The following is a 19,128-nucleotide window of genomic DNA, read 5'->3' on the forward strand; positions in this document are numbered from 1 at the left end:
ACCGCTACCGTGTCCTTGCCTTCAGACTCACCGTCGCATGGCATCTAGGGGCTGCGTCCCGCTCGTGGAAAGACACGGTTGCGTTGGCTCAACTCGACGTGCTGAGCCTCGGTGCCGAGGGAATCAGCATGTGTTAGGGTTTATGCCCCCAAAGGCAGAGCGGTCATGCGGCCCTACGGCTTACCCGCAATAACGCTGCCACGCGCCTCAAGCGCTCGGCCTCGCGTGCGCGAGGCGAAGTACAGCAAGATCCAGATTTAGCCGACACAAGCCGATACAAAATGTGGGGTAAATTGAGGGCGACTACCCAAAGCTAAGCTGGGTTTCCGAGCAAAAACAATGACTTAGCAATGGTAAATGGCGGAGAGGGGGGGATTCGAACCCCCGATGGGCTTGCACCCATGCCGCATTTCGAGTGCGGTACAATCAACCGCTCTGCCACCTCTCCGCGGGGCGCCTCGATGAGACGAAGGCTCGTTAGCACGAGTGCGGCGGAGATCGCAAGACGAGAAGCGCGAGTCGAGAACCGCATCGGTACTCATGGCTGGCCAACGGAGGCGCCTGCTCCCGGCAGGCGCCTCCGGTCGTGCGTTCAGGCGCCGGGGGCCAGGGCAGCGGCGACCTTGCGGGCGAAGGCCACGGGGTCGCGCGGGGTGTCGCCGTCCTGAATGCGGGCGAGATCGACGAGGGTGCCGGCGGCCTCCGCCACATCCTCCCCGGCTTCCGCCTTGGCGCCGAGGGAGGCGATCAGCGGGTGGCGCGGGTTGATCTCGAGGATCGGTAATCCGCCGGCTCCACGCCCGGCCCGGCGCAGAAGACGCTGCATCTGCAGGTCGGGTCCGCTACCTGAGGCCGAGAGCACCACGGCGCTCTCCACCAGCCGGTCGGTGGTTCGCACGTCGGCGACGTCCTTTGCGAGCGCCGTCTTGAGGGCGGCGACGAGGGCATCGACGGAGGCGGGCGCCTCGCCGGCTTCCTCGGTGGCGGCGATCTTCGAGAGGTCGAGGCCGCCCTGGGTCACCGAACGCAGGGGCTTCTCCTCGAACCGGCCGAGCTGCTCCGGCCAGAACGCGTCCACATGGTCGGAGAGCAGCAGAACCTCGACGCCCCGGGCACGGAACCCCTCGAGCTGCGGCGAGGAGGCCAGGGCGTCGGCATCGTCGGCCACGAGGTAATAGATCGCCTCCTGGCCGTCCTTCATGCGCGAGACGTAATCGGGCAGCGAGGTCCAGCCCTCCACCGCCGAGGAGCGGAAGCGCAGGAGCGGAGCGATCTCGCCTCGGCGCTCGTAATCCTCGTAGATGCCCTCCTTCAGGACGGGCCCGAAATTCTCCCAGAAGGACTGGTAGCCCTCCGCATCCTTGGCTCGGGTGCCGAGTTCGGAAAGGACGCGACCGGTGACGGCGCGACGGATTTTGGTGAGGACCGGTGTCGCCTGCAGCATCTCGCGGGAGACGTTGAGGGGCAGGTCCTCGGTGTCGACCACGCCCTGTACGAAGCGCAGCCAGGTCGGCAGCAACTCGGCCTCATCGGTGATGAACATGCGCCGGACGTGAAGCCGGACCTTGCTCGCGCGCTCGCCCTCCACCGCCTGGAACGGCTTCATGCCGGGGATGAACAGCAGCGCCGAGAATTCGAGGGCCCCTTCCGCCCGCCAATGCAGGGTCGCCCAGGGCTCGTCGAAGTTCATGCCGACATGGCGGTAGAACTCGGTGTACTGCTCCGGGGTGACCTCAGATTTCGACTTGCGCCACAGGGCCGTGCCCTGGTTCGCGGTCTCGGTCTTGCCCTCGGCGACGATGGCGACCGGCACGGTGATGTGGTCGGCCCATTTGCGCACGACGTGGTCGAGCCGGTAGCTCTCCAGATACTCGTCGGCATCCTCCTTAAGATGAAGGACGATGTCGGTGCCGGGCTCGTCGCGTGTCGCCTGTTCCAGGGTATAGCTGCCCTGGCCCTCCGAGGCCCAGGTCCAGGCTTCGTCGGAGCCGGCGCGCCGAGAGGTCACGGTCACGCGGTCGGCCACCATGAAGGCGGAGTAGAAGCCGACGCCGAACTGGCCGATCAGGCTGGGTTTGTCCTCGGCCTTCGCGTCTCCGAGCGACTGGCTGAAGGCGCGGGTGCCGGAACGGGCGATGGTGCCGAGATTCTGCGCCAGCTCCGCCTTGGTCATGCCGATGCCGGGATCGGAGATCGTCAGCGTGCGCGCGGTCTTCTCGGGGGTGATCGTGACCTTTGCGTCGGCAGGCGGCGCCGAGACCGATTGCGTCAGCGCCTCGAAACGGCGCCGGTCCAGGGCATCGGCGGCGTTGGCCACCAGTTCCCGTAGGAAGATTTCACGGTCGGAGTAAAGGGCATGGACCACGAGGTCCAACAGCCGGCCGACCTCGGCACCGAATTCGTGCCGTTCCAGGGTATCGCTCAAGGGTTTGCCTCCGGGGATCGAACGGTGCGCGATATGATCCCTACAATGGGGAAATTCAATGCGTGCAACCGAGTGCGGGCAAACGGATGCTGCGAGAAGCGAACCGGTGTGCCGACTCGGAACGGAGCGAAAAACCGGCAGGTGGTGCAATCGATGGGTCGGCGGCTCCCCCGGGATGCAACCATGTCGGCTTTCAGGCGTAGCCGTGCCAGACGCGCGACCCTGTATGGAGGATGACGATGGAACCGATGAAGCCCATGGAACCGATGAAGCCTATGGAGCCGATGAAACCGATGTCCGGCGGCGAGGCCTGGTGGCCGCAGGAGCTGGGCCAGCCCTCCACCAGCGGCGGCCAGAACGGAATGCGGTATGCGTTCTTCCCCGATGCCCGCCGCCTCGTGATCGATACCGACGGCAAGCGCACCACCTACGATACCGGCGATCACCAGATCAGCGGCGTCTCGCAGAGCAACGGTTCCGCGCCGACCTTCTCGTCGCGGCAGGGCGACGTCTCGGTCAAGGACCTCAAGACGGTGGACTGACAGGTAAGGGCGGCGCGGGAGAGCGCCGCCATTGCACCCCGCTCGGCGCGCCGACATACTCGTCGGCGGCGTGACGACAAAGGCGCAAAGCCAGTCCACGACGCCGGAGGGAGCGCGACGGTGGAGGAGGACACGCGGATGCGTGGGCATCTGTGCGGGATCAAGACCTCCTGGACGATGGCGACGGCGGAGGCCGACGCCGTGGCGGACATCGCCGCCCATATCGGCCCGGCCGGCCTCTCGCACATGCTGGCCTTCTTCTCCCCCGATTACGATGTCGGCGCCCTGAACGCCGCCCTGGGGGAGGCCTTCCCCGGCACCCCCATCACCGGGTGTACGATGTCGGGCGGGATCTGTCCTGCGGGGGGCCTGGAGGGCGGCCTCGTCGTCGTGGCGTTTCCGGCCAAGGGATTTCGCGTCGTCTCGGCGATCCTCGATGCCATCGACCATCTCGACGTGGCCCGCACGGCCTCGTCGGTCCGCACGCTGCGCCGGGCGCTGGCGACGGACCCCACCGACCACGCGACGAACCGGCTCTTCGCCCTGTCCTTCATCGACGGGCTCGCCAATGCGGAGGAGACGGTGGTGTCGACCATCGCCTGGGCCCTCGACGGCATTCCGCTGGTCGGGGGATCGGCCGGCGACGATCTGCATTTCCGCGAAACGGTCCTGCTCCACGGCGGCACGATCCATCGCAGGGCGGCCGTGGTGGTGCTGGTGGAGACGGATCACCCGTTCCAGACCTTCAAGAGCGATCATTTCGAGCCGACATCGACGAAGTTCGTGGTGACGGCCTCCGACGACGAGCAGCGCATCGTCCATGAGTTGAACGCCGAGCCCGCCGCCCGCGAATACGCCATGGCGGTGGGGCTCGATCCGGAAGCGCTGACACCGATGAGCTTTGCCGCCTATCCGCTCGCCGTGAAGGTCGGCGGCGAGTATTTCTGCCGCTCGATCCGACGCATGAACGCCGACGGCTCGCTGACCTTCTTCTGCGCCATCGACGAAGGCGTCGTGCTGACCCTGGCCCAGCCACGCGACATCGTGGAGACCACCCGCAACGACCTCGCCCGCCTCGATGCGGCGTTGGGTGGGATCGACCTGATCATCGGCTTTGATTGCGTCTTGCGCCGCCTCGACGCGGAAAGCCGACAGGTCCGCCAGGGTATCTGCGATCTCTACCGCCGCTACGACGTGGTCGGGTTCGAGACCTACGGCGAGCAATACAAGGCGATGCATCTCAACCAGACCTTCACCGGCATCGCCATCGGCCGGCCGCGCGCCCGATGAAGGCCGATCATCCTGACGATGCCGCCCGCCGCATCGCCAAGCTCGAGCGCATCAACGCCGCCCTCATGGCGCATGTGGAACGCAACATGGACCAGCAGGGCGGGGCCTATTCGCTGTTCCAGACCGCGATCATCCTCGAAGGTCGGGTCCGCTCGCGCACCGAGGAGCTGACCGGGCTGATGCACAGCCTGGAGCGCTCCAACGCCGCCCTCGTCGCGGCGAAGGAGGAAGCCGAGACCGCCAACCGTTCGAAGACCCGCTTCCTCGCCGCCGCCGGCCATGATCTGCTTCAGCCGCTGAATGCCGCGCGCCTCTCGGCCTCGGCCCTCTCCGACATGCCGCTCAGCCCGGAAGCCCTGGCGATGTCCGGGCAGGTGGAGCGCGGCCTGCAGACCATCGAAGATCTGATCAAGACTTTGCTCGACATTTCCAAGCTCGATGCCGGAATCGTCCGCCCTGGTATCCGGCCGATCGCCCTCGCCGATCTGCTCGGGGGCATCGCTGCGAGCTTCATGCCGATGGCCGAGCGCAAGGGCCTGCGCCTCGCGGTCCGCTGCCCGGAGCTCCGGGTCGACAGCGACCCGATCCTGCTTCGTCGCATCCTGCAGAACCTCGTCTCCAATGCCGTCCGCTACACCAGCCGCGGAGGTGTGCTGATCGCCGCGCGGCGGCGGGACCAGGCGTGCCGCATCGAGATCATCGATACCGGTTGCGGCATCGAGGAGAGCGAGCGGCATCTCGTCTTCGAGGAATTCTACCGGGGCGGCAGGGAGGAGGGTGACGAGGGTGAGCCCGGTCTCGGTCTCGGGCTCTCCATCGTCCAGCGCATGGCAACAGCCCTCGATCACGCGCTCACCCTGCATTCCCGGCCCGGCCACGGAACGCGGATGAGCCTGACCGTCCCCATCGGCACCTCTCCGGTCGAGCCGGTGGCCGGCCCCACGCCGATCGCGACGCGGCTGACGGGCGCGCGCGTGCTCATCGTGGAGAACGATCCGGCCACCGCAGATGCACTGACGCGCCTGCTGCGGAACTGGGATGCCGATGTGAGTGCTCATCGCGATCTCGCCAGCGTCGGAGAGTACGTCTCCGCCGGACGTCCACCACCGGACGTGCTGATCCTGGATTACCACCTCGACAACGGCGCCTGCGGCCTCGACGTAGCCACCTACCTGCGGGGCGTGACCCGCGCGGACCTGCCAGCGATCGTCACCACCGCCGACCATTCCGCCGCGATCGAAGCCGACGTGGCGAGGCTCGGGGCGGAGCTGATGCACAAGCCGATCAAGCCGGCGCAACTACGCGCCCTGCTCACACATCTGCTCGGCTGATCAGGCCGGGTCGGCGTCGATGCGCATCCTCAAAATCGCATAGGGCGGCTGCCTGAGGTCGCGCCCGTTATTGTAGTCGGGGCTGCGATTGACCTGCGCGGCCGTGATGTAGAGCCAGCGGTCGGGGGTGATCCAGAACGTGTCGGCCCAGATGAGCCGGGGATCCGTGGCGAGGATCGTGACAGTGCCGTCCGTCTCGCGCCGGCCGACCGCGTTGTGCTCCTGCAGGGCGAGATACACGCGGTCCTTGGAATCGGCGATCAGCCCTCCGGTCATGCCCTTCTCGCCGAGATCCTCCACAGCGGCGGCGACCTCGGCATCGGACACCGCCGGGTCGAGGAGAAGAGCGGTCTCCACCGCATAGAGGCGCCGGCCCATCAGTGGGGCGTAGTAGAGGCGTCGGCCGTCGGGGCTGAGGGCGATGCCGTTCGCGCCGCCCTGGACCGGACGCGGCGGCCCCTCGGCCTTGCGCTGCAGGATCTGGCGATTCTCGACTACTTTGACGATGCCCTTCTGGGACTCGGTGCTGGCATGCCGGGCGAGTCGCCGGGTGACACGACCGCTCGCGAGATCGACCGCGAGGATGGCACCATGGCCGTCCTGGCCCTGGTCCGTGATGAAGGCCACCGCCCGTCCGTCCCGGATATCGACCCTGAGGTCGTTGAGCGAGGAGGTGGCCGTGACGCCGGCCTCCAGCGGGACCACCTGGGCGATCCGGTTGGTGGTCAGATCGAACCGAACGAGCTTGGCACCTCCCGGCATGGGCGGGCCCGACCCATCCGGCAATCCGGCATCGAGCACCCAGAGCCTGTCGTCGCGGTCCATCACACCATTGGGCACGTGAAGGAGCCGGTGCTGAGAGGCCTTCGGGTCGGGCTGATTGGTGGCCTCGTCGGGATAGGGCGTCACGCTCCCGTCCGGCATGACCTCGCCGAGGGTGAAAGGGACCTTGGCGTTGAAGCGCGGCATCATCACGAAGACGCGGCCGCTTCGCGACAGGGTGATGCCGGTGGGGTTCGAGGGCGCATTCGCCACCATGGCGAGTTCGAGCCCGGGAACGCCCTGATCGCTGGCGACCCCCGTGCCGGATTCCGCTTGGGACACACCCTTTTGCTCAGCGGAGGCCTGGCTGGTCAGTGCGGCAAATCCGGCGAGGCCGGCAGCCAGCATGTCACGTCGAGCGAAGGTCATGGATGCTGCAATCCTGAAGGATTTGAATGCGGTCAGCGGGCTTTCACCGCGCCCCGGACCTTGAGATCGATGGCCGCCACCACGGAGCCCGCCGAAATGAAGAGGCGATTCCCGTCCTGCCCGCCGAACTCGACATTGGAGGCCGGCGTCGCGGTGGCGATCCGGCCGATCAACGTCCCGTCGGGGAGGTAGACGCGCACGCCGTCGTCACAGGCCGCGTAGATCCGCCCAGCTTCGTCGATGGCGAGCCCGTCCGGAGCGCCCGTCTCGAGCGAGGCGACGACGCGTGGATCACCGAGGCGCCTCTCTTCCACCGGAAAGGCGAGGATAGCGCGGGCCCCTTCCGCATTGTCGAGGGCGGCACTGGTCTCGGTGACGTAGAGCGTTCGCCCATCCGGCGAAAAGGCGATGCCGTTCGGTTGGCCGACCGCGTCGGTCATGGCCAGGATCTCACCGGCCGGATCGATCCGGTAGACCCGCCTCGCGGACTGGGAAGGCGTGGTCTGAATGCCTTCATCCGGCACGGTGATGCCGAAGACGGGGTCGGTGAACCAGATCGCACCGTCCGGCGCGAGCGCCGCGTCGTTGGGGGAATTCAATGGCTGGCCGCCATACATGTCGGCCAATACCTTCATCGATCCATCGGATTCGCGGCGAACGACGCGACGGGTGCGGTGCTCGCAGGTGACGAGACGTCCCTGGCCATCGAGGACGTTTCCATTGGCATTGTTGGACGGATCGCGGAACGGCATCACTCCGCCATCCTCGCCGATCACCAGCATGCGGTTCGATCGCACGTCACTGACGATGAGCCCCCCAAGGTGCGGCGCCCAGCACACGCCTTCGCACCACCGACCCTCGCGGTAGAGGGTCACCGGCCGGGCGGAGGGATCGACCAGTTCGGCGAACCGGGGATCGTCCGAACGAAGGATCGGGGCCGCCGAGGCCGGCGGGCTCCAGAGGGAAGATGCGGCGAGGCCGCAGAGGATATCGCGTCGGCGCATGGAAAAGCTCGCAACGGAGGGCAGCGGCGAGGCCCCGGCCGGTCTCGTCGACAGGCCAGGGCTGCGGTCTCAGCGAGACGATGGGCTCGTCGTCGAGCCGGCGGCGTCGCTCGTCGGTTTGATGCTCCACAGGTCGGTCGGCAGAGCCGCCGGGGCGTCGGCCTTGTAGAAGGCCGAATCCTGGATACGAGAGGTCGTCACGTAGAGGGTCCCGTCCGGTCCCTCGGCGAAAGTATCGGGCCAGCGCAGGCGCTTGTCCTGAATCAGAATCGTGAGGGCGGAGCCCTTGGCGGATAGGTCCCGAACTTTGATCGAATCGTCCTGGGGCGAGGTGACGTACATCCGCCCATCCTTGCGCGAGATGATGAGGCCGTCAGCGGGACCGTTATCGCCCACCGTCTCGACCTTGGCCGACAGGCTCCGGTCGCTGAGCGCCTCCGGCACGAGCGACGAAGTCAGCCATCCGGTGAGCGCGGATGTCGGCAGGCTGTAGAGGCTTCGCCCCTTGATCGCCTGCCAGTAGAGGGTGCCGCCATCGGGCGAGAGGGCGATACCATCGGCGGCGAATTCCACGCCGCGCCCATCGGGTCGCCGCAGCGGCTTGCCCTCATAGGTCACCGTGACGCTCTTGTCGGGTTGGGTCGTCGGATCGCCGTCGAGGAGGCGACGGGCCTTGCCGCTGGCGAGATCGACCACGACGAGGGCACCGCTCGCACCCGAATCGGTGATGTAGGCGGTCTTCCCATCCGGCGAGAAGCGGACGTCGTTGAGGTAGGAGCCCTGCGGGGCCACCGCCTCGTCGAAGGCGATGATGCGAGCGGGCTTGTTCGTCTTGAGGTCGATCTCCACGAGCTTCGGCCCGTTCTTCACCAATGCGGCCATGGCGGGAGCGGCCGGATCGAGAACCCAGAGATTGCCGTCGGGGCTCGCCACGACACTCTGGACACAGACCCAATGGTCGCCCGCCGAAACCTCGTCCTTGCGCGCGTTGCGCCAGGCGTTCCACTCGGCATCGGGAAAGGGCGTGATCCGACCGTCCTTTACCTCGGCAACGGAGACGGCGCTGTCCTCCGTCCAACGGGGGAAATTGACGAAGACGCGTCCGTCCTTCGTCACGGTAACGCCGGTCACTTGGTGCTCGAAGCTGGCGACCTTGGCGAGGGCGCCGGCGGGTGCCGAACCGGTCTGGGCTTCGGCCCATGCGGAGCCCGCGACGATCGTGCCGGAGAGAAGCACCGCGGCCAGGGCGGCGCGGGTGGTCGTCGATGACATCATGGGGCACTCGTGGCGGGGAGAGAGAGGTACTGCTCCCTCCGGCAACGCAACGACCGGCGGCCAAGCTTCAATCAAATTTTCAAGGATGACGCGTCTTCAGGCGGCGAGCGCGCGCCTCACGGTGGAACGCAGGTCCGCCAGCGAGAACGGCTTCGTCAGCACGTCGGTGACGATGGCGTCGAGACCGCGGGCACGCTCGCGCTGGTCGGCGAACCCCGTCATCAGGAGGATGGTCAAGTTGGGAAAATCGCGCTTTGCCGCGAGGGCGAGGGCGATGCCGTCCATGAGCGGCATGCGGATATCGGTGAGCATCAAATCGAACGCCCCGTCCGCCTCCGTCAGCCGATCCAGTCCGTCACTGCCATCCGACGCCGTCACGACGGAATGACCGTCAATTTCCAGGCCCCGCTTCAGGAAACCACGTACCGGCTCTTCGTCATCAACAAGGAGAATTCGCGCCATCAACTCTTTGTCTCTGCTGGACCGCCCAGACTGCGCTTCTACTCAGCCCCTATGTCAAGGGCTGCTTTGCATCAAATAATACGTAAATGTTGCGCAATATGTGGCCGCGCGCAATTGTCGCCATAAACCCACGGGTGAACCCTCGCGAACCCGATTCATCGCGTGCCTCGCCTCCCTGAAGAGGGGGGCTCAGGTTCCGCCGAAGAGATCCGGCTCGCTGCTCACATGGTCCACGAGACCGACGAAGGGAAGTTGCCGATATTCGTGCGCGACATCCATGCCGTAGCCCACCACGAACACATCGGGGCAGGTGAAGCCGACAAAATCGGCATCGATGGTCACGGCCCGCTTGCCCGGCTTCTCCAGCAGAACGGCGGTCAGCACCCGCTTGGCCCCACGCGCCATGAGCAGATCCTTGGCAAAGACGACGGTGCGTCCCGATTCCAGGATATCGTCCACGAGCAGCACGTCGCGTCCGCGAACCTCGCTCTCCACGTCCCGCAGGATCGCGACCTGCCCCGAGGATACCGTCCCGCTACGGTAGCTCGACAGGTGCACGAACTCGACCTGTGGCGACAGGCCCGAGCGGTGTAAGGCCCGCAGCAGGTCGGCGGCGAACATGAAGCTGCCTTTGAGAACCGCCACGACAAGGAGGTTCTCGGGCTTGGCCGCGACGATGGCTGCGGCTAGCTCCTCGTTGCGGTTCGCGATGGCGGCTTCGTCGAAGAGGACGCGGACGCGTCGGGTCGGGCTGGTCATACATTCTCCCTACCACGAGCAGAGCCGGCTGGCATCGGTTTTTGCCCTCAACCAGCGGCAATGTCAGGGGTCAGTGAGCGACATCCGCTTCCGGCGCTCCACGTTCCGGCGCGAACCCGACCTTGATCGTACGCCCCTGTGCCGGAGGAGACGACAGGCTCGCCCTGAACCGGGCCGTCTCGCGGTCCTCGAGGCTGGAACGCGGCGGCGTCACGGTCCAGCGGTAGATGGTCTGGTCCTGCGCGTCGCGCACCTGGATTTCGATCGGCGGTACCGGGACGGTGGTGCCCGCCACACCGACCACGTCGCCTTCTATGACGAGTTGGGACGCCGCCCCCTCGCCCTGGGTCTGGTAGGCCGCGAGATCGCGGATCTCGATGCCGCGAAGGTTCACCGGCATACCGATCCGGGCATAGAGCGAGGCGCTCTGGGGCATGGCCCGCACCACGGTGCTGCGTGCGAGGAGCGCCAGGGGAATGCCGGCCAGCAGGGCGAGCCCGAAGGCGGCGGCCGGCGACGGGGCGCTCCAGCGCTTCTTTGGCGGCGTCCGCCCCCTGGCCTTGCGAACCGGCTTATCTTCGGACACCGGCTCCACCGTCGCGGACTGGGCCTCCTCGGCCAAAGCCGCTTCCCATGCATCGAGATCGGCCTGCGCTTCGCCGCGCCCCTCCACAGAGCCCATCGCCGCCTGAATCTCGGCCATCTCCTCGGCAAGAGCGGCGGCGACCTCGTCGGGTGAGATGAACCAGGTCTCGCGACAGGCGGCGCAGCGCACGGAGCGACCCTCGACGCCGACCCTGTCGGTGGCGATGTCGTATTCGCTTGCGCAGGAGGGGCATACGATCAGCATGGCGAATCGTCGCCTCGAATATCTCGATCGGCAGTTGCCGGCTCGGTGAAAAAGACTCACACCGTCATCGCCGGAAGCGGTTAATCCTCCGTGAAGCGGCGGATATGGGAGGGCAGGCTTGTCAGCAGAATCGCGCATCGACGGATCCGGGACCCTAGCGTGAGCCGTGACAGCCTCCTGTCGGGCGTCGAGGAGCCCGTGGTTCAGTTCGAGAATGTCGGCATGCGCTACGGCCTCGGGCCGGAAGTGCTGAGCGACGTGAGCTTCCAGATCGCCCCGCGCTCGTTCCAGTTCCTCACCGGCCCTTCGGGCGCGGGAAAGACCACCCTGCTGCGCCTGATCCTGCTTTCGGTGCGGCCGACGCGCGGATTGGTCTCGGTGTTCGGGGAAGAGGTCAGCGATATTTCCAACGAGGCGCTCACCGGCCTGCGCCGGCGGATGGGCATCGTGTTTCAGGATTTCCGCCTGCTCGACCACCTGACCACCTACGAGAACGTCGCCCTCCCCCTGCGCGTCCAGGGTCGGGCGGAAACGAGTTACCGCGCCGAGGTGGTGGAACTCCTGCGCTGGGTCGGCCTCGGCGAGCGCATGCATGTGCTGCCGCCGCTTCTGTCGGGCGGCGAGAAACAGCGCGCGGCGATCGCCCGCGCGCTGATCGCCCGGCCCGACCTGCTCCTTGCCGACGAACCCACCGGCAATGTCGATCCCGGCCTCGGCCGCCGTCTGTTGCGGCTGTTCATCGAACTCAACCGCCTTGGCACCTCGGTCCTGATCGCGACCCACGATTTCGCCTTGATGGACCTCGTCGACGCCCCCCGGCTCGTTCTGGGCCAGGGCCGGCTTCAGATCGAACGCTGATGGGCGAGGCTAGCCTAGACCCGCGTCCCGCGATGCCCGTCACACCCGACCAGGAGGCCGGCCTGCCGGCGACCCTGCGACGCAACGCGCCCCTTGTCCCCACCGATTCGGCGGCGAGCCGGGCGCTCGCCGCGGTGATCGCGATCCTGACCTTCCTGGCCGCCCTGTGCGCCGGGGCGGCCGAGATCGTCGCGTCCAGTGCCAACCAGTGGCAGGGCAGCGTCGCGCAGGAAGTGACGATCCAGGTGAGGCCCAGCGTCGGCCGTGACATCGATGCCGATGTGGCGAGGGCCGAGTCGCTGGCCAAGGCCACGCCCGGCATCGCCAGCACGCGGATCTTCTCGAAGACGGAGGCGGAGCGCCTGCTCGAACCCTGGCTCGGGAGCGGCCTCGACCTCTCGGACCTTCCGGTACCGCGTCTCGTCACCCTGAAGCTCGCGGAATCCCCTCCCCCGGATTTGAAGGGATTGCGGGGGTCGCTCAGCGAGGCGATGCCGGGGGTCGCGAGCCTCGACGACCATGCCCTGTGGCTTCAGCGGCTCTCGACCATGGCCAATACCTTCGTCGGCGTCGGAGTCGGTATCGTGACCCTCGTCCTGATCGCCACCGGCCTCGCCGTCGTGTTCGCCACACGAGGAGCCATGGCCGGCAATCGTGAGGTCGTGGAGGTGCTGCATTTCGTCGGCGCGAACGACGACTTCATCGCCCGCGCGTTCCAGCGTCGGTTCTTCCGCCTCGGCCTGCGTGGCGGGATCATTGGCTCGTGCTTGGCTCTGGCCGTGTTCGCGCTCGCCGGACTGCTCGCCCAGGTCTGGCGTTCGGGACCCGCCGGGGACGAGATCGAGGCCTTATTCGGTGCGTTCCATATCGGTTGGCGCGGCTATGCCGCTGTCCTGCTCATCGGCGTCATCGCATCGGTGGTCACCGGCATCGTCTCGCGGCTGACCGTCCGGCGTTTCCTGCGCTGAAGCCGGTTTTCCGGTCGCCGGACCCGCCAGATCAGCGGTTCCGTATGACATCATAGGACTACAGACATCCGCGCCGGATCCGCGTTAACCATTCGTAAACCCATCGGGGCGGAAATGTCGCCTCGCGGATGACGCATTCCGCGCTACCTTTGGAGAATGGCCACGCGGATGTCAGGACACGGCACCACTCGCCCTCCAGAGGCGTTCGGTTGGGTCTGGCCACGGGGTCGGGCGGAATCGTCGGTGCCTCCCGCGCGGATCGCCATGGTGATGTCTTCAACCCTCCGCCGTCTCGGTCAAATCGCTCTCGGACTCGGTGCCGTCGCTACCCTGGCCCTGGTCGCCGGCTTCCTGGTGTTCGCGGAATCGATCGCCCGTGACGAGCGCACTCTCGACGGCCGTGCGGACGGGATCGTGGCCCTGACCGGGGGTGCCCAGCGCATCGGCGACGCGATCGACCTTCTGGCCGGTGGCTATGGCCGACGTCTTCTCATCACCGGCGTGAACGAGCGGACCAGCCGCGACGAGATCGCCCGGCTCAATCCGAGCCAGCGCCACTGGATCGAGTGCTGCGTCGATCTCGATTATCGGGCCCGCAACACGATCGGCAACGCCATCGAGACCCGTCGCTGGATGCGCCAGCACCGGTTCAACACCGTGGCCGTGGTGACGTCGAATTATCATATGCCCCGAACTCTGGTGGAGCTCGACCACGCATTGATGGGCAAGGACCGCGTCCTCCCCCATCCGGTGATCGCGGAAGGTTTCGACGCCGACCGCTGGTGGCGTCATCCGGGAACGGCGAAGCTCATCGGTTCAGAATACCTGAAGTTCCTCGTCGCCTGGTTGCGGACGCGGTTCGAGGCCGACCCGGAACAGTCGCGGGCGGCGATCATGATGGGCAGGGGAAAGCCGATCAAGCTCGTCTCCGAAGCGGTCCTGCGCGCGCAATACTGACAAGGCTCTGTCTTCAGCGCGAGCTGGTGCGCTCCATGCGCAGGGTCACGACCTCCGCGCCGGCCTGATGGTGTATGGCAAGAGATGCAGGATCCGGCTTTCGCGCCTTACGCGACACAATGCGCGGCCCGGGATTGCGGGTCTGGCGCATGACCCGGCGGGCGGGCGTGTCGATCACGTATACAACGGGTGTCCCTACTGAGGCGGGACGGATGCCGGTCGCGGTGGGAATGCCGTAAGTTCCATAGCCCCAAGCGCTCGGAACGAGTTCGGTCGGACGCGGGAACCGTACCAGCGGAGCGACACCATACGCCGCAGCCGGATACGGTCCGGCGTAGCGATCATCGAACCGGAGATCAGAATGACCGTAGCCGGAAGTCACCGCTCTCTGCGCATGGGCAACGGGCACAATGAGGAGGGTGAGCACCAGCATTGCTGAATGCGCTGACCATCTCCTCATCGCCAACATGCGAACCTCGTAGCGCGTAGGCCTGAGCCGGGAACGATGGCTCGACTGACGAACGAGCCATACGGTGGTCGGATAGCCGGAATGAACGAAACGGACGAGACCCCATGCATGAACCGGTCCCGCACGACTGCAGCGGCGATCACCTCAGCGGCAGGTGGTGACCCGGCGAACGATCCAGCCCTCGCCATCGACGAACAACCGCTTGCGCGATTTCGTGCAGGCCAGGGCATCGTCCTCGGCCTCTACCGTCAATGCGACTTTGCCGACTTCCGCGTCCCGCTGAACACTCGTGGACGAGGCTCCCTCGGTTCCCGGCATCGCGGAGGCCGGGATAGAGGTGGCGCCGACGATGAGCGCAACGCCCAACGCAGCGGAAAGACCGAATCGTTTCGCCATCGCAACCTTGCCCGCGCGCCGTTGTCCGGAGCGCCTTAAAGACCCAAGCCAGTGCGCTCACCGCAGCGCTTGGTCTATAAAGTCGCGTGAGGGCGAAACAGTTGCAGTGCGATGACGCAACGCACTGTGAAAGTCGTCAGCATGGGTCGATTGTGTCGAACCGCACAGCCAGCGCCATGATCGTCGCCTGAGGCGATCACCTCAAACATCGACTGCCGGGTCGCAAATCCGGCGCGAAACCCTCAATGTGCGGCGGTGACACTGAGCAAGGGCAGGGTCACGGCGAGTTCCGGAGCGCCGAGTATCCGGGGCGCCAGCGAAGGAAGGGCCAAGGCCGCGATGCCAAGGACCAGGGTGAGGCCGAGGAGCGACGTTTCGAGACCGCGGTAGATCACGTCCATTCCCACCTCCACCCTGCAGGATCGCCCCAATCATGCGGGCTGGTGGGTTAACCAATCCCTTCCGCGATGTTGCGTCTCGATAGGTGGGACGGTGGATCGACGCCCCGGCGCGCCAGTGACCCCGATGGGACGTCACGCTCGTCCGAGCGTCACCATGTGGGCGAGGTCTGGTTCGGGCGGCTTCAGCAGGGAAGCGGCCAGATTGGCTTCGAGCACGATGAGATCGCTGTCCGGATCGGGCTCCCAACCGCAACCACAGCCGCCGGGGCCTTCATGTGCCTGGGCAATCTGTCGATACAGGGTCCCGATGGTCCGTGCCGCCGTGGCCAGCGCCTGGAGCGCCGGAAGGGGATGTCGGTTCAGGCTGGTCCAGAAGGCGCGGCGCAAGGCCTCGTCCAGTTCGCTTCCCTCTTTGGGCGGCTCGATACATGGCCGGGTCGATCGGAAGGCGCTCACGCAATCTCTCCTTTTACAATCGGAATCGGCTCGTGCCTAAGCACCGGCTCCCTCGCGGCAGCCAGGAAATCGATGAAGTCGGCAAGGCGGTGAAGGCGCATGTCGACGGCACAGCCATCCCACCACGCCAGCCGTGCATAGCCGCGGACCAGTTCCAGCATCCGTTCCATTTTGGAGGGCCTTCTCATCACGCATTGCCCCGATAACCGACATAAAGAGGCAATCACCCCAATCAATCAAGAGTAAGCTGGAATATTGGAAAGACTATAAAACGCGAGCAGCGGAAATATTCCGCAGTCTTGATTTAGAAATATTCGAATTCGTGAGCCATCACCGCCCATCAGCGGTAGCACGGGAGAGCGCCAAGCTGCTCCACGTCCGGTTCCTTGTATCCGCATCCAGCACCAGCGATGGCCGTGACGGCCCATGCCGTCAGCCGGTCCTTCCCCCATAGGCCGGAATCCATGCGCAGCCTCGGCCCTCATCGTTTCCCGGACGATAGACCTCGGTAAAGCACGTGCCGATCAGGATCGGGAAGTCCAAGTGTCGGAGACCGAAGAGTGCAAAGGTCGATGGGCCGAGCCGAGAAGGCTCCGGCAAAGACATTTCCCGATTTTCTCTGGAATCGCGACGGAGATGCTGTCGTCAGGATCGGGCACGAACTCGTCACGAGGGCCGGCTTCGCCGTCTCGTCAACGCCACATTGGCTCTGCCCGAAACAACCGCCGCCCGGAGCGTCGGCCATTTCACGCAGGCGAATATTGGGCTCGCTCCGATTGAAAGCTGGCCGGTGAGCGCGGTTTTGCCGAGGACGAGCGTCTCCAAGCTGTGTGCGTGGCCGCACATCGATGTCGGAGGGGGCTGACTACCTCATGGTCAACCCCACTTCGATCCTGGCAACCTGTTTGTGACCGTTCTCGCGAAGAATGGATCGCATCGGTGCGCCGAAAGGCACCGGGTCTCAGGCGGATCGGGCAATCGGTAGTCGAACCATGAGTATGACGCACACGCCCTCGACCGAAGACGGCCTCTCCCTACGCTTCTGGGGCGTCCGCGGTTCCACGCCCGTTAGCGGGCCGGATTATGTCGAGTTCGGCGGCAACACCCCGTGCCTGGAGATCCGCTGCGGCTCGCGCCTGTTCATCGTCGATGCCGGCTCGGGCCTGAATGCCTGCGGGCTGCATCACCGCGAGGAGATGCCGAAAGAGATCGACCTCCTGTTGAGCCATCTGCATCTCGACCACACGGCGGGTCTGCCGTTCTTCAAGCCGGTCATCTTCAACCCGGAACGGACGATCAACACCTATTGCGGCAATCTCGACGGAGCGAGCGCGAAGGAGACCCTGGACCGCCTGTTCTCGCCGCCACTCTTCCCGGTGACCTTGGACATCCTTCCCTGCACCCTCGCCCATCACGGTTTCAAGGCCGGCGAGGCGCTCGATTTCCCCGATGGGTCGCGTGTGGACACGATCCTCCTCAACCACCCGCAAGGATCGGTGGGGTACCGCTTCGACCATGGCGGAAAACGCCTCTGCATCATCAGCGACATCGAGCATTCCGACCCGTGGCCGGACGAGTCCCTGCGCCGGTTCGTGGAAGGCTCGGACCTCCTCGTCTACGACGGCATGTTCACCGAGTCGGAATATCCGCGCTGCTGCGGCTGGGGTCATTCCACATGGCAGAAGGGCGTCGAACTGGCGAAGGCCGCCGGTGCCAAGGCGCTCGCGATCATCCATCTCCATCCCGCCCATAGCGACGCCATGCTGCGTGCCGTGGAAGCCGAGATGCAGTCCGAAATGCCGACGGCGTTCGTCGCGCGCGAGCGGCAGATCGTCCATGTGGGCGAGGTGATGGTGGAGAAGGATTCCAAAAGCCCTCTCTTGTCGCTGATCAAGACAGCCTGACGGATCAGGCCGCCCTCCCGAGCACCGGATCCCGTTCCCCGGGGACAGCCGAGACTACTACGGTCAGGCCGCCTTCTCCCGGCCGAGACGGCTGTTGCGTCGGCTCCAGGCGAAGTAGATCACAAGTCCTACCGCGAGCCAGGCAATCAGTCGCAGCCAGGTCTGGCCGTCGAGGGACACCATCATGGCGAGGCAGCTGACGATGCCGAGGATCGGCACCAGCGGCACCAGCGGCGTCCGGTAGTCCCGTCGCGCATCGGGCTGGGTCCGGCGCAGGATGATGACTCCCGCACAGACCAGGATGAAGGCGAGCAGGGTGCCGATGCTGGTCATGTGGCCGAGCTGGCTGATCGGCAGGAAGCCGCCCAGAGCACTCGTGAACACCATGAAGAACAGGTTCGAGCGATAGGGCGTCTTCCAGGTCGGATGAATCTTGGAGAAGAAGCCCGGCAACAGCCGGTCCTGGCTCATGGAATAGAACACCCGGCTCTGGCCGAGCAGCAGGACCAGGATCACGGTGGAGAAGCCGGCGATGACGCCGAGCGTCACGAGGCTTTTCAGCCACGGGAACGGTGTCTGGGCGATCGCCGTGTTCACAGGCGCAGCATCGCCCTTCATGGCGTCGTAATGCACGAGGCCGGTCAGCACACCGGCGAAGGCGATGTAGATCACCGTGCAGATGGCCAGCGAGCCGAGGATGCCGATCATCATGTTGCGCTGGGGGTTCTTGGCCTCCTGCGCCGCCGTCGAGACCGCGTCGAACCCGATATAGGCAAAGAACACCACGCCGGCGCCGCGCATGATGCCGCTCCAACCGTACTCGCCGAAGGTCCCGGTATTCTCGGGGATGAACGGCACGTAGTTCTGCGCCTTGATGTAGAACAGGCCGACGCCCACCACGACCGCCACCACCGCGAGCTTGATCGCCACGACGACGGCGTTGACCCGGGCGGATTCGCGGATGCCGATCATCAGCAGGGCCGAGACGGCGACGATGATGAGGATCGCCGGCAGGTTGACGATGCCATGCGCCGTCACCCCGTCGACCGTGTAGGTCTCGAAGGGGGAATTGACGAGGCTGGGCGGCAAGTTGATGCCGAGGGTGTCCCGCAGGAACCGGGTGACGTAGCTCGACCAGCTCACCGAAACGGTGGCCGCGCCGACAGCGTATTCGAGCACGAGGTCCCAGCCGATGATCCAGGCCACGAACTCGCCCATCGTGGCATAGGCGTAGGTATAGGCCGAACCCGCCACGGGGATCATGCCCGCGAGCTCGCTGTAGCACATCCCGGCGAAGGCGCAGGCGATCGACGCGATGGCGAAGGAGATCACGACGGCGGGACCGGCATGCTCGGCCGCCGCGATGCCGGTGAGGGAGAACAGGCCGGCTCCGATCACCGCGCCGATGCCGAGGGCGACGAGGCTCCAGGGGCCGAGGGTGCGCTCGAGCTTGTGCTCTCCCCCTTCGGCATCGGCATTCAGTCGCTCGAGGGATTTCGTCCGGGTGAGATCGCCAGCGAGGCCTGATGCCATGGATCGATGCCCTTCATGGTTGGAGCGAGGAAGTCCGGCGGCCAGCGCATCGCGACC

20 protein-coding genes and 1 tRNA gene are annotated in these 19,128 nt (G+C 66.0%); 7 read left to right on the top strand and 14 right to left on the bottom strand.

Annotation, left to right across the window (positions count from 1 at the left end; all coding sequences use genetic code 11):
- Nucleotides 1–358 precede the first annotated feature (358 nt).
- Nucleotides 359–448: transfer RNA gene (locus tag ACYQR9_RS01990), tRNA-Ser, on the bottom strand.
- A gap of 144 nt (nucleotides 449–592) precedes the next feature.
- A complete protein-coding gene (htpG, locus tag ACYQR9_RS01995) occupies nucleotides 593–2,425 on the bottom strand; it encodes a molecular chaperone HtpG (protein ID WP_056454820.1) in 1,833 nt (610 codons plus the stop codon).
- A 239-nt stretch (nucleotides 2,426–2,664) separates the two neighbouring features.
- Here htpG and ACYQR9_RS02000 point away from each other — a divergent pair, with 239 nt between their 5' ends.
- The 3 genes from ACYQR9_RS02000 (at nucleotide 2,665) to ACYQR9_RS02010 (ending at nucleotide 5,588) form a co-directional block, all read left to right on the top strand.
- A complete protein-coding gene (locus tag ACYQR9_RS02000; RefSeq protein ID WP_027171815.1) occupies nucleotides 2,665–2,967 on the top strand; it encodes a hypothetical protein in 303 nt (100 codons plus the stop codon).
- 138 nt (nucleotides 2,968–3,105) lie between these two features.
- Nucleotides 3,106–4,257, top strand: a complete 1,152-nt coding sequence (locus ACYQR9_RS02005; RefSeq protein WP_461228528.1) for an FIST N-terminal domain-containing protein — start codon at nucleotides 3,106–3,108, stop codon at nucleotides 4,255–4,257.
- Nucleotides 4,254–5,588: an ATP-binding response regulator gene (locus ACYQR9_RS02010; RefSeq protein WP_461228529.1), complete on the top strand. Its 1,335-nt coding sequence runs from the start codon at nucleotides 4,254–4,256 to the stop codon at nucleotides 5,586–5,588. Before ACYQR9_RS02005 ends, ACYQR9_RS02010 begins: the two co-directional genes overlap by 4 nt.
- Here the strand turns inward: ACYQR9_RS02010 and ACYQR9_RS02015 are convergent, their stop codons facing one another.
- The 6 genes from ACYQR9_RS02015 to ACYQR9_RS02040 all read right to left on the bottom strand — a co-directional run bounded on the left by ACYQR9_RS02015 (nucleotide 5,589) and on the right by ACYQR9_RS02040 (nucleotide 11,129).
- Nucleotides 5,589–6,779 carry an SMP-30/gluconolactonase/LRE family protein gene (locus ACYQR9_RS02015; protein ID WP_461228530.1) on the bottom strand — a complete coding sequence of 397 codons (1,191 nt, stop codon included), beginning with the start codon at nucleotides 6,777–6,779 and terminating at the stop codon, nucleotides 5,589–5,591.
- Nucleotides 6,780–6,811: 32 nt separating this feature from the next.
- Nucleotides 6,812–7,783, bottom strand: coding sequence for an SMP-30/gluconolactonase/LRE family protein (locus ACYQR9_RS02020; RefSeq protein ID WP_461228531.1), 972 nt, complete (start codon nucleotides 7,781–7,783; stop codon nucleotides 6,812–6,814).
- A gap of 69 nt (nucleotides 7,784–7,852) precedes the next feature.
- Nucleotides 7,853–9,058, bottom strand: a complete 1,206-nt coding sequence (locus ACYQR9_RS02025) for an SMP-30/gluconolactonase/LRE family protein (protein ID WP_461228532.1) — start codon at nucleotides 9,056–9,058, stop codon at nucleotides 7,853–7,855.
- A 96-nt stretch (nucleotides 9,059–9,154) separates the two neighbouring features.
- Nucleotides 9,155–9,520, bottom strand: a complete 366-nt coding sequence (locus ACYQR9_RS02030; protein WP_056421932.1) for a response regulator — start codon at nucleotides 9,518–9,520, stop codon at nucleotides 9,155–9,157.
- A gap of 189 nt (nucleotides 9,521–9,709) precedes the next feature.
- On the bottom strand, nucleotides 9,710–10,279 hold the full coding sequence (gene hpt, locus ACYQR9_RS02035; protein WP_056421935.1) for a hypoxanthine phosphoribosyltransferase: 570 nt from the start codon (nucleotides 10,277–10,279) through the stop codon (nucleotides 9,710–9,712).
- Between the two features lie 70 nt (nucleotides 10,280–10,349).
- Nucleotides 10,350–11,129 carry a zinc-ribbon domain-containing protein gene (locus ACYQR9_RS02040; RefSeq protein WP_207412309.1) on the bottom strand — a complete coding sequence of 260 codons (780 nt, stop codon included), beginning with the start codon at nucleotides 11,127–11,129 and terminating at the stop codon, nucleotides 10,350–10,352.
- Nucleotides 11,130–11,288: 159 nt separating this feature from the next.
- Here ACYQR9_RS02040 and ftsE point away from each other — a divergent pair, with 159 nt between their 5' ends.
- From ftsE to ACYQR9_RS02055, 3 genes are all read left to right on the top strand, one after another.
- On the top strand, nucleotides 11,289–11,987 hold the full coding sequence (gene ftsE / locus ACYQR9_RS02045) for a cell division ATP-binding protein FtsE (protein ID WP_056421937.1): 699 nt from the start codon (nucleotides 11,289–11,291) through the stop codon (nucleotides 11,985–11,987).
- Nucleotides 11,987–12,955, top strand: coding sequence for a cell division protein FtsX (locus ACYQR9_RS02050; protein WP_056421944.1), 969 nt, complete (start codon nucleotides 11,987–11,989; stop codon nucleotides 12,953–12,955). The genes ftsE and ACYQR9_RS02050 overlap by 1 nt, the downstream gene beginning before the upstream one ends.
- Before the next feature lie 264 nt (nucleotides 12,956–13,219).
- The gene (locus ACYQR9_RS02055) at nucleotides 13,220–13,912 is read left to right on the top strand and encodes a YdcF family protein (RefSeq protein ID WP_056454796.1); all 693 of its coding nucleotides are present in this window, start codon (nucleotides 13,220–13,222) and stop codon (nucleotides 13,910–13,912) included.
- A gap of 13 nt (nucleotides 13,913–13,925) precedes the next feature.
- Here the strand turns inward: ACYQR9_RS02055 and ACYQR9_RS02060 are convergent, their stop codons facing one another.
- From ACYQR9_RS02060 to ACYQR9_RS02080, 5 genes are all read right to left on the bottom strand, one after another.
- The gene (locus ACYQR9_RS02060) at nucleotides 13,926–14,345 is read right to left on the bottom strand and encodes a hypothetical protein (RefSeq protein WP_056421947.1); all 420 of its coding nucleotides are present in this window, start codon (nucleotides 14,343–14,345) and stop codon (nucleotides 13,926–13,928) included.
- A 180-nt stretch (nucleotides 14,346–14,525) separates the two neighbouring features.
- A complete protein-coding gene (locus ACYQR9_RS02065; protein WP_207412308.1) occupies nucleotides 14,526–14,777 on the bottom strand; it encodes a hypothetical protein in 252 nt (83 codons plus the stop codon).
- 242 nt (nucleotides 14,778–15,019) lie between these two features.
- Nucleotides 15,020–15,178 (bottom strand): hypothetical protein, encoded by a 159-nt coding sequence (locus ACYQR9_RS02070; protein ID WP_200919001.1) that lies wholly within the window; start codon nucleotides 15,176–15,178, stop codon nucleotides 15,020–15,022.
- Between the two features lie 132 nt (nucleotides 15,179–15,310).
- Nucleotides 15,311–15,634, bottom strand: coding sequence for a hypothetical protein (locus ACYQR9_RS02075; protein ID WP_056421950.1), 324 nt, complete (start codon nucleotides 15,632–15,634; stop codon nucleotides 15,311–15,313).
- Complete coding sequence (locus ACYQR9_RS02080) at nucleotides 15,631–15,804, bottom strand: hypothetical protein (RefSeq protein ID WP_207412307.1); 174 nt, start codon at nucleotides 15,802–15,804, stop codon at nucleotides 15,631–15,633. Before ACYQR9_RS02080 ends, ACYQR9_RS02075 begins: the two co-directional genes overlap by 4 nt.
- An 822-nt stretch (nucleotides 15,805–16,626) precedes the next feature.
- Between ACYQR9_RS02080 and ACYQR9_RS02085 the strand changes: the two genes are divergently transcribed.
- Nucleotides 16,627–17,538 carry an MBL fold metallo-hydrolase gene (locus tag ACYQR9_RS02085; protein ID WP_056421952.1) on the top strand — a complete coding sequence of 304 codons (912 nt, stop codon included), beginning with the start codon at nucleotides 16,627–16,629 and terminating at the stop codon, nucleotides 17,536–17,538.
- 63 nt (nucleotides 17,539–17,601) lie between these two features.
- Here ACYQR9_RS02085 and ACYQR9_RS02090 read toward each other — a convergent pair whose 3' ends face one another.
- Entirely contained in the window at nucleotides 17,602–19,071 is a 1,470-nt protein-coding gene (locus ACYQR9_RS02090; protein ID WP_461228533.1) for an amino acid permease, read from the bottom strand.
- Between the last annotated feature and the right edge of the window lie 57 nt (nucleotides 19,072–19,128).

It is taken from the genome of Methylobacterium sp. CM6241 (assembly GCF_054817845.1).